Annotated in this window: 10 protein-coding genes; 7 read left to right on the plus strand and 3 right to left on the minus strand. The window is 71.7% G+C overall.

The genetic code is table 11. From position 1 onward, the window contains the following. The first annotated feature begins 98 nt into the window (after positions 1-98). Positions 99-1,112 carry a LacI family DNA-binding transcriptional regulator gene (locus tag E1293_RS17200; protein ID WP_132198419.1) on the plus strand — a complete coding sequence of 338 codons (1,014 nt, stop codon included), beginning with the start codon at positions 99-101 and terminating at the stop codon, positions 1,110-1,112. 3 nt (positions 1,113-1,115) lie between these two features. On the opposite strand, the gene E1293_RS17205 is transcribed toward E1293_RS17200, so the two are convergent. After that, entirely contained in the window at positions 1,116-2,579 is a 1,464-nt protein-coding gene (locus tag E1293_RS17205) for an aromatic amino acid lyase (protein ID WP_132198420.1), read from the minus strand. 159 nt (positions 2,580-2,738) lie between these two features. On the opposite strand from E1293_RS17205, the gene E1293_RS17210 reads away from it, so the two are divergent. From E1293_RS17210 to E1293_RS17230, 5 genes are all read left to right on the plus strand, one after another. Beyond that, positions 2,739-3,872, plus strand: a complete 1,134-nt coding sequence (locus E1293_RS17210; RefSeq protein WP_132198421.1) for an ABC transporter ATP-binding protein — start codon at positions 2,739-2,741, stop codon at positions 3,870-3,872. Then, positions 3,872-4,519 carry an ABC transporter permease gene (locus tag E1293_RS17215; protein WP_132198422.1) on the plus strand — a complete coding sequence of 216 codons (648 nt, stop codon included), beginning with the start codon at positions 3,872-3,874 and terminating at the stop codon, positions 4,517-4,519. Before E1293_RS17210 ends, E1293_RS17215 begins: the two co-directional genes overlap by 1 nt. After that, on the plus strand, positions 4,516-5,202 hold the full coding sequence (locus E1293_RS17220) for an ABC transporter permease (protein WP_132198423.1): 687 nt from the start codon (positions 4,516-4,518) through the stop codon (positions 5,200-5,202). Before E1293_RS17215 ends, E1293_RS17220 begins: the two co-directional genes overlap by 4 nt. 19 nt (positions 5,203-5,221) lie before the next feature. After that, positions 5,222-6,145 carry an ABC transporter substrate-binding protein gene (locus E1293_RS17225; RefSeq protein WP_132198424.1) on the plus strand — a complete coding sequence of 308 codons (924 nt, stop codon included), beginning with the start codon at positions 5,222-5,224 and terminating at the stop codon, positions 6,143-6,145. An 84-nt stretch (positions 6,146-6,229) separates the two neighbouring features. After that, on the plus strand, positions 6,230-7,066 hold the full coding sequence (locus E1293_RS17230; protein ID WP_132198425.1) for an alpha/beta fold hydrolase: 837 nt from the start codon (positions 6,230-6,232) through the stop codon (positions 7,064-7,066). A gap of 14 nt (positions 7,067-7,080) precedes the next feature. Here E1293_RS17230 and E1293_RS17235 read toward each other — a convergent pair whose 3' ends face one another. After that, the gene (locus E1293_RS17235; RefSeq protein ID WP_132198426.1) at positions 7,081-7,968 is read right to left on the minus strand and encodes an alpha/beta fold hydrolase; all 888 of its coding nucleotides are present in this window, start codon (positions 7,966-7,968) and stop codon (positions 7,081-7,083) included. Between the two features lie 82 nt (positions 7,969-8,050). On the opposite strand from E1293_RS17235, the gene E1293_RS17240 reads away from it, so the two are divergent. Beyond that, entirely contained in the window at positions 8,051-8,530 is a 480-nt protein-coding gene (locus E1293_RS17240; RefSeq protein ID WP_132198427.1) for a MarR family winged helix-turn-helix transcriptional regulator, read from the plus strand. A gap of 95 nt (positions 8,531-8,625) precedes the next feature. Here the strand turns inward: E1293_RS17240 and E1293_RS17245 are convergent, their stop codons facing one another. Beyond that, entirely contained in the window at positions 8,626-9,093 is a 468-nt protein-coding gene (locus tag E1293_RS17245) for a DUF4189 domain-containing protein (RefSeq protein WP_165978251.1), read from the minus strand. Between the last annotated feature and the right edge of the window lie 447 nt (positions 9,094-9,540).

Below are 9,540 nucleotides of genomic sequence, written 5' to 3' on the forward strand. Positions count from 1 at the left end.
AACCGCATCAGTTAACCGTTTCAGTGAACCGGTTCAGGAGGTGATTCGTCAAGTGCGGCTCCCCTGCTTTGTCGGCGGCGGCCTCTAGGGTTGGAGGGATGTCGGAGAAGCGCAAGCGCGCGACCATCCGGGAAGTGGCGCAGGCGACGGGTTTGTCGCCCGCGGCCGTGTCGTACGCGTTGCGCGGCATCCAGACGTCGGAGGAGACGCAGGAGCGGGTCCGCGCGGCGGCGCAGCGGCTCGGCTACGAGGCCCACCCGATCGCGCGGGCCCTCGCCAGCGGCCGCACCGACCAGGTCGGCCTGCTCTGCGGCTCGCTGGAGGACTACTGGCAGCAGTCCCTCGCGGTCGGCATCGGCCGGGCGCTGCTCGCCCGCGACCGCTACGCCCTGATCGTGGACGCCGGCGGCGATCCCGACCGGGAGCTGGCCCTCGCCCGGCGGCTGCGCGACCAGCGGGTCGACGGCCTGATCGTCCAGCCGCTCGACCCGTCCGCCGCCCTGTGGACGGAGCTCGCCGGCACGATCCCCGTCGTGTCCATCGGCGACGCGCTGCACGGCGGCCAGGCCCAGGGCGAGGTCGTGTTCGACAACCGGCGCGGCGTCACGCTCGCGCTGGAGCACCTGCGCGAGCTCGGGCACCAGCGCGTCACCGTGTTCACCCCGACCGGCGCCAGCACCCCCGACCGCCCGGCCGACGTGCACGTCAACGCCGAGGCCGAGCGGCTCGGGCTGCGGGTCGACGTGGTCGTCGTGCCGCAGTCCCTGGCCGCGGCGACCGAGGTCGCGCTGCGGGTGCTCGGCGGCCCCGACCGTCCCTCGGCCGTGTTCTGCTTCGCCGACTCGATCGCCTACGGCGTCTACGCCGCCACCCGCGAGCTGGGCCTCGCCGTGCCCGGCGACGTCGCCGTCTGCGGGTACGACAACCACCCGATGTCGGCGCTGCTCACCCCGCCGCTCACCAGCGTCGACTGGGACATCGACGGCATCGTCCACTCCGCCGTCCGGCTCGTCGTCGACGTCATCGACGGCAAGCCCCGCAAGCGCAGGGTCGTGCGCGAGCCGTCCCTGCGCGTCCGCGCCTCCACCGGCGAGACCGTCCCGGCGGGCTGAGGGTCACGGATGGAGCCGGGCCAGGTGGGGGAGGAGGTCCGCGGCGGCGGCGATGTCGGTGTCCAGCGGACGGTCCTCGATGCGCGGGTCGAGGACGGCGACCGCCATGTCGGACGCCGACCTGAGCGACCCGCCCGACGGCGCCCGCCCCTGCATCCGCAGCGCCCGGACGGCGGCGACCAGCTCGCAGCCGAGGCCGAGCCGGTAGGCGGCGACGGCGTCGGTCGTCGCGCGCGCCGACTGGGTGGAGAAGCCCGCGTGCTCCTCGACGCCGCGCGACAGCACCGCGCTGCCCAGCGCCGCCGGGGTCGCGAGGCGCCGCACGTCCGCGAGGCACGAATGCGCCACGTACTCCAGGATCATGATCCCGGACGACGCCTCGGTCTCCCCCTGGAACGGGTACAGGCCGGTGAACGACGGCTCGGCGAGCGTCCCGAGGCGGGCGGCCGCCAGCGCCATCGTCTGGAACAGGGCGGCGCGGGCCGCGTCCAGGGCGAGGCCGGCGTAGGCGGTGTGGAAGTTGCCGTTGTGCCAGACCGTCCGCCCGGGGACGTCCACGAGGGGGTTCTCGGCGGCGGCGTTGATCTCGCGGGTGACGACCGCCTCGGCGTACCCGGCGGCCTCCAGCGCCGGCCCGTGCACCTGCGGGAACGCCCGGTACCCGTACGGGTCCTGGATGCGCATCGGGGCGGGCTGGTCGAAGGCGAGCAGCGCCCGCATCGCCGCCGCGGCCTCCTGCTGGCCCGGGTGCGGGCACGCGTCCTGCACCGGCTGCGCGTACGGCTCCCCGGATCCCCGCACGGCGAAGTGCGACAGCGCCGCCACGACCGTCGAGGCGCGGAGCATGTCCCGCAGGTCGGCGGCCGCGAGCGCCGCCTCCCCGAGCGTGGCCGCGTTCGAGCTGATGAACGCCAGCGCGTCGGCGGACCGGAGCCGGTAGCCGGGGCCCCGCTCGGGGGCGCCGTCCGGCCCCGCCAGCCACGCCCGCTCTCCCAGCAGGCACAGCGCGGTCGACGCCAGCGCCGTCAGGTCGCCGGTCCCGATCGCCCCGTACACCGGCACTGGAGGAAGCAGGCCCAGGTTGAGGACGTCCGTCAGGGCCTGCAGCGCGCCCGGTTCCACCCCCGACCCACCTGCCGCGATCTGGTTCAGCCGGACGGTCAGCATCGCCCTGACGATCTCCGGCGCGACCAGCGGCCCCGCCCCCGCCGCGTGGCTGCGCAGCAGGCGCAGGCCGTGCGCGTCGGCGTCCTCCCACTCCACGTCGACGACGCGGTTCGCGCCGACGCCGGTCGTCCGCCCGTACACCGGCTGCGATCCGGCGACCTCGCGGGCCACCCGCCACGCGGCACGGGCCCGGTCGGCGCCCGCCGCCGCCATGACGACCGTCACATCCTCGCGAGCCGCGCGTACCACCTGCGCGCAGGTGAGATTCGTCCCATCGATAACGATTCGGCTGTTCTCCACGCCGCAACGCTACTTTCCCTGGATTCCCGGTAGTTATGCTCCACATCCGAAGTTCCGGACACGCCGGGGCACTGAGATGACGGTACCCATTGGTTACGGTTGGGTAGTAGGCCGAATTCGATCATCGGCGTCACGGGCGCCCGGCGAGGACGTGAATCGTTGATCACCTTTGAGGGCGTCACCAAGCGCTACCCCGGAGGCACCGTCGCGCTCGACGACGTGAGCCTCGACTGCCCCACGGGCCGCATCACCGTGTTCGTCGGCACGTCCGGCGGCGGCAAGACCACCGCGCTGCGGACCATCAACCGGATGGTCGAGCCCACCTCGGGGCGCGTGCTCATCGACGGGCAGGACGTCCGCGAGCGCAAGCCCGCCGAGCTGCGGCGCGGCATCGGCTACGTCATCCAGCACGCCGGGCTGTTCCCGCACCGCACCATCCTGAACAACATCACGACCGTCCCGGACCTGGTCGGCTGGAACAAGAAGAAGGCGCGGGACCGGGCCCTGGAGCTGATGGAGCGGGTCGGGCTCGAACCGGCCATGGCCAAGCGCTACCCGTTCCAGCTGTCCGGCGGCCAGCAGCAGCGCGTCGGCGTCGCCCGCGCGCTCGCCGCCGACCCGCCGATCATGCTGATGGACGAGCCGTTCAGCGCCGTCGACCCCGTCGTCCGCGCCGAGCTGCAGGACGAGTTCCTCCGCCTCCAGGACGAGCTGCACAAGACGATCGTGTTCGTCACCCACGACATCGACGAGGCGATCAAGCTCGGCGACCGGATCGCGGTGTTCCAGACCGGCGGCAAGCTCGTCCAGCTCGACAGCCCCGAGAACCTGCTCGCCCACCCCGCCGACGACTTCGTCGCCGGCTTCATCGGCCAGAACCGCGGCATCCGCACCCTCTCCTTCGCGGCGACGGACGGGCTGCGGCTGAGCGACGAGGCGGTCCGCCCCGCGAGCGCCGACGCGGCGGAGGCCGCCGGACCGGAATGGGTGCTCGTCGTCGACGACGACCGGCGCCCGCTGGGCTGGGCCCGTACGGCGGAGGCCGCCGGGCCGCTCGGAGAGGCGCGGCTCAGCCCGGTCGGCCCCACCTTCCAGGTCGGGACCGACTCCGTGCGGGTCGCGCTCGACGCGGCGGTCCTGTCCCCGTCCGGTCTGGCCGTCGGCGTCGACGACTCCGGCGCCGTGGTCGGCACCGCCGCGGGCACCGATCTGCTGACCGTGCCCACCCACGGCACCCGGGACGGAACGGACGCCGACGACGACGCCCCGACGCTCTCCAAGGAGGGCGGCTGATGGACATCGACTGGGGCTGGATCGGCGAGCACACCGACACGCTCTCCGAGCACGCCCTCATCCACCTGCGGCTGGCGCTGCTCCCGGTCGTGTTCGGCCTGGTCATCTCGCTGCCGCTCGGCGTGCTGTGCCGCCGCTGGGGCTGGCTCTACCCGCCGACGCTGACGATCGCGAACATCCTGTACGCGATCCCGTCGCTCGCCCTCTTCATGATCTTCATCCAGTACACCGGGCTGACGGCGTCCACCGTCATGATCCCGCTGACCCTGTACAGCCTGTCGGTGCTGGTGCCGAACGTGGTGGACGGGCTCGCGTCGGTGTCCGAACCCGTCCGGCAGGCGGCCACCGCGATGGGCTTCGGCCCGCTGCGCCGCCTCATGCGGGTCGAGCTGCCGATCGCGGTGCCCATCGTCATCGCCGGGACGCGCGTCGCGGCCGTCTCGTCCATCAGCCTCGTCGCCGTCGGCCAGCTGATCGGGCAGGGCGGGCTCGGCTACGACATCATCCGCGGCTACCAGCTGCAGTTCCAGACGCAGATCGTCGCCGCCACCGTCCTGATCGTCCTGCTGGCCCTGGTCACGGACGCGATCCTGGTCACCGTCCAACGCCTGCTCACCCCGTGGGCCCGAGCGCGGGTGAAGTCATGAACGATTTGTGGAACCAAGTCGACCTGTTCTGGACGTGGCTGACGGCGTCCTCGCAGTGGCACGGCGGCGACGGCATCCCGCACCGCCTGCTCCAGCACGTCTACTACAGCGGCGTGTCGCTGGCCTGCGCCGCCGTGATCGGCCTGGCGCTCGGCCTCATCGTCGGGCACACCGGACGCGGCGGCTTCCTCGCGATCACCGTGGCGAACATCGCCCGCGCCGTCCCCACCTTCGGCCTGGTGCTGTTCGTCGTGGTGATCGAGTACAGCATCACCCCGGTCCTGATCGCGCTCGTGGCGCTGGCCGTCCCGCCGATCCTGGTCAACACCTTCGAGGGCGTCCGGGGCGTGGACGCCGACGCCAAGGACGCGGCCCGCGGCATGGGCATGACGGGGTGGGGCGTGCTGTGGCAGGTCGAGCTGCCGATGGCGCTGCCGCTGATCCTGCTGGGGCTCCGCACGTCCGCGATCCAGGTCGTCGCCACCGCCACCATCGCCGCCTACCCCGGTTTCGGCGGCCTCGGCCGCTACATCATCGACGGCCTGGCCCGCAACGACTACCAGCTCGTCGTCGGGGGCACCGTCCTGGTGGTGCTGCTCGCGGTGATCGTCCAGCTGGTCTTCGCGGCGCTGCGCCGCCTCGTCATCTCGCCGGGACTGCTCGGCTCCGCCAGTTCCTCCTGAACCAAAGGAAAATAGGACCATGAAGAAACTCATCCGTGGCGCGGTCGTCGGCCTGGTGGCCGCCCTGACGCTGTCCGCCTGCGGCAGCGGGGACTCCGGCGACGACAAGAACCCCCTCTCCGGCGGCGGCGAGAGCGGCACCGTCACCGTCGGCGGCGCCAACTTCCCGGAGAGCAACCTGCTCGGCGAGCTGTACGCGCAGGCCCTGGAAGCCAAGGACATCAAGGTCACCCGCAAGTTCAACATCGGCGCCCGCGAGATCTACTACGACCAGGTCGTCAAGGGCGGCATCAGCGTCATCCCCGAGTACAACGGGGCCCTGCTGACCACCTCGGTCGACAAGAGCAGCACCGCCGCCACCACCGAGGACATCAACGCGGCCCTCAAGGCGAAGCTGCCGTCCGGCGTCGAGGTCCTGAACTCGGCGCAGGCCGAGGACAAGGACTCCGTCACCGTCAACCCGCAGACGGCCGCCAAGTACAACCTGAAGTCCATCGCCGACCTGAAGCCGGTCGCCAAGGACCTCACCATCGCCGGGCCGTCGGAGTTCAAGACCCGGCAGCAGGGCCTCGTCGGCCTCAAGAAGGTCTACGGCCTCGACTTCAAGAAGTTCCAGCCGTTCGACGCCGGCGCCCAGGCCACCCTGGTGAAGCTCCTCACCGAGAACAAGATCCAGGCCGCCGACCTGTTCACCACCGACCCGACGATCCAGCAGAACAAGCTCGTCGTCCTCGAAGACCCGCAGAACGTGTTCAGCGCGCAGAACGTCACGCCGCTGATCAACAAGTCCGCGGTGAACGACCAGGCGAAGGCGGCCCTGAACGCCGTCTCCGCCAAGCTCACCACGCAGGACCTCCTCGACATGATGAAGCGCATCTCCATCGACAAGGACGACCAGGAGAAGGTCGCCGAAGACTGGCTGAAGAAGTCGGGCCTCGCCTGACCTTCCCGTCCTCCGACGGCCGAGTTCGCTTCGCGGGCTCGGCCGTCCGCGGTTCGGGCCGCGCCTGGCGGGAAGTGATCCCCGATGGTCGAGTGGACACTTCGCCACGGCTTCGCCGGCACTCTCGGAGAGGTGCGCTGGGACCGGCTGGGCGACCCGGACGCCGCCCCTCTCGTCCTGCTGCACGGCACACCGTTCTCGTCGTTCATCTGGCGCGACGTCGCCCGTGCCCTGGCCGTCCGCCGGTCGGTGTACGTCTTCGACATGCCCGGCTACGGCTCGTCCTCCATGTCCGGAGACCAGGACCTCTCGCTGGACGCCCTCGCCGGAGTCTTCGCCGAACTCCTAGCGCACTGGGGCCTGGACCGCCCCGACGTGGTCGCCCATGACTCAGGCGGCGCGATCGCACTCGGCGCACACGTGGACCGCGGCGTCCCGTACCGGCGTCTCGCCCTGGTGGACGCGGTCTCGCTGCCGCCGTGGGGGAGCGAGTTCTTCACCGTGGTCGGCGAGAACGCCGACGTGTTCCGGCAGCTACCAGGGCCGTTGCACAGGGCGTTGCTGCGCGAGTACGTCACCACCGCCAGCTCTCCGGGTCTGCACCCGTACGTGTTGGACGCGTTGACGGCCCCGTGGCTCGGCCCTGAGGGACAGGCGGCCTTCTACCGCCAACTCGTCCAGCGCCGCGCGGACGAGTCGTACATCGACCGCATCCGGGACGGTTACGCGGCCATCGACCTTCCCGTCCTGGTGTGCTGGGGCGCCGACGACGATTGGGTCCCCGCAGAGCGCGGCCGCGAACTCGCCGCTTTGATCCCGGGCGCCGACCTGCACGTCGTCCCGGTCGCCGGCCACCTGCTCCCCGAAGACCGTCCCGCCGAACTGGCGGCCGCCGTCCTAGGCTTCCTTGGGGACGCCTGAATTCCAGTGGTGACCTAGGCGGCGTCGATGTCGTCGACGAAGTCGAGGACGGCCTTCGCCAGCTCTTCGGGCGCTTCCATCGCGGCGTAGTGGCCGACGCCGTCGAGTTGGACGGAAGTGATCGCCGACGAGGCGGCCTGGGACATGGTGTCGGCGGTGAACGGGCCGCCGCCGGCGCCGACCGCGAGCACGGGCACGGTCAGCCCCGGGGACTCGGCGAGGGCCTGGAGCTCGGGGCCTTCCCGAAGCAACGACCGGTAGATACCGGCCGCGCCGCGCCAGCCGTCCGGGCGTGCGTAGGTGCGGGCGAAGTCGTCGATGTCGGCATCGGTGACCGCGCCCGGGACGGCGGTCATGGACGGGAACGCGTACTGCCTGAGGAACTCGCGCTCGCGGCCGGCCAGGAGCATCTCGGGAATGCCGGGCGCGGCGAGGACCCCGATGTGCCAGGCGCCGCCGCGGGCGACGTCGGCCAGCGTCTCCCAGCCGAACCCGGGCAGGCCCGTCTCGATGGCGGTGAGGCTGAGCACGTCCTCCGGGTGGGTGACGGCCAGCCGGAAGACCGCCGCCCCGCTGACGTCCTGCCCGGTCAGGTGGACCGGGCCGAGGCCGAGGTGGGCGATCAGCTGGTGCAGGTCCTCGGCCGAGGTCGTGCTGTCGTGGTCGCCTGGCGCGGTGTCGGAGTCACCGAAGCCGCGCAGGTCGACGGCGAAGACCCGGTGGCCGGCGGCGAGCAGGGGGATGAGCTTGCGGAAGGCCCGCCAGGTCTCGGGGAACCCGTGGACCAGCAGGAGCGGGGACCCGGTGGTCCCGGCGGCGGCGTAATGCAGGGTCGTTCCGTTGACGTGGGCGCGGTGGTGGGTGATCGGGGGGACGGTGAGGGCCGCTGGTGCGGTGGCCATGCCTCTCTCCTTATTTCGACAGCCTGGCTGTCCAATAATAGACAGCTAGGCTGTCTTTTGTCGAGGGTCATATCCTTCTCGCATGTCTCGCTCTGGCGCTGATCTCGCGCTACTGCTGCTGGGGGGCTTCCGCACGCTCGTGGACGCCGCGACCGCCGAGCTGGCCGACCGCGGCTACGAGGACGTGCGTCCTGTTCATGACTTCGCCATACGGGCCATCGCCGACGGAGCCGACAGCGCCTCAGAGCTGGCCCGCCGCTTGTCGATCACCAAGCAGTCGGCCGCCAAGACCATCACGGTCCTGCAGGAGCGCGGGTACATCGCCCGCGACACCGACCCGCGCGACGCCCGCCGCAAGCGCCTTCAGGTGACCGAACTCGGCTTCGACGTGCTGCGCCAGGGCGAGACGATCTTCGAGGAGCTCCGCGATCAGTGGGCGCGGCGAATCGGCGCCGCCGAGCTGGAGAGCATCGAAAGACACCTCACGGCGCTGGTGGGCGCCCAGCCGGTGCGCTTCGACACACCGGCCTGGATCGCCCGCGACATGGGCGAACCGGCCTGAGCCGGGCGGCGGACGGGCGGGTCCGGATGGATGCGTGGGCGAGCCGGGCGCTTCGGGACCGCAGGTCGTCCGAAGGCGCTCGGCTCGGTTCCGCGCTACCGCGTGGTGCACACCCAGGTGACCTGGCGGCCGCCGCCCGCGTTGGAGATCGCGTTCCGCTGGGCCTCGGACCGCGTGTCGCCGTGGCCGCCCCAGTACCTCCTGGTGCCGGAGTTGTACGCGACCGCGCCGCAGCCGTTGACGAAGCTCGTGAGGACCTTGCAGCCGGAATCCCGGCACTTGCTCAGCGCGTGCTGGCGGGCCGCGGACGCGGTGCTGTAGTCCCAGGCCCTGCCGATGGCGCCCCTACCTCCCACGGCGATGGCCCCGTAGTACCTGCGGGGCGGTGAGTACGTGGTCGTCGGGGCGGACGGCGAGTACGGGCTCAGCGGCTCCCGGCTGTAGGTGGGCGGAGTCCGCAGGGGCGAGTATGTGGGCAGCGAGCTCGCCGTCCGCCCCGACGAGTCGGCGACGGCGAACAGCCACACGAGGACGCCGCCGCCGACCAGCACCACGAAGGCCACGACGGCCACGATGATGATGACCGGCCCAGAGTTGTTCGGCCGGCGTGGAGGGCCGGGCGGCCTCCAACCGGGAGGTCCGCCCGGCGGCGGTCCCCATCCCGGAGGGCCCGCCGGAGGCCGAGGAGGGATGCCGCCAGGCGGCGGAGGTGGAGGTTGCATGTGACCGCTCCCCGAAACATGTCGATAGCCGGAAGATCATAGCGATTTCCCCCTTGGACGGAGAAAGGGCCCATACGGTGCGGGTAAAGGCTCAAGGTGGGGGGTGTGATCTACCTCACAACGCCGCGTTCGCCCCGGCGGCGGGCGAGGACGTGCCATGACCGCCGGGCGCGAACGGGCCGGCGGCACCGGTGGGCCGTTATCGTCGGACGATGGCTGAGGTGATCATCGAGGCCCGCGGTGTCGCCGTGGAGCTGGGCGGGGCGCCGATTCTGAGCGGCGTGGACC

The organism is Actinomadura darangshiensis, from assembly GCF_004349235.1.
In the GTDB taxonomy this organism is placed as follows: domain Bacteria; phylum Actinomycetota; class Actinomycetes; order Streptosporangiales; family Streptosporangiaceae; genus Spirillospora; species Spirillospora darangshiensis.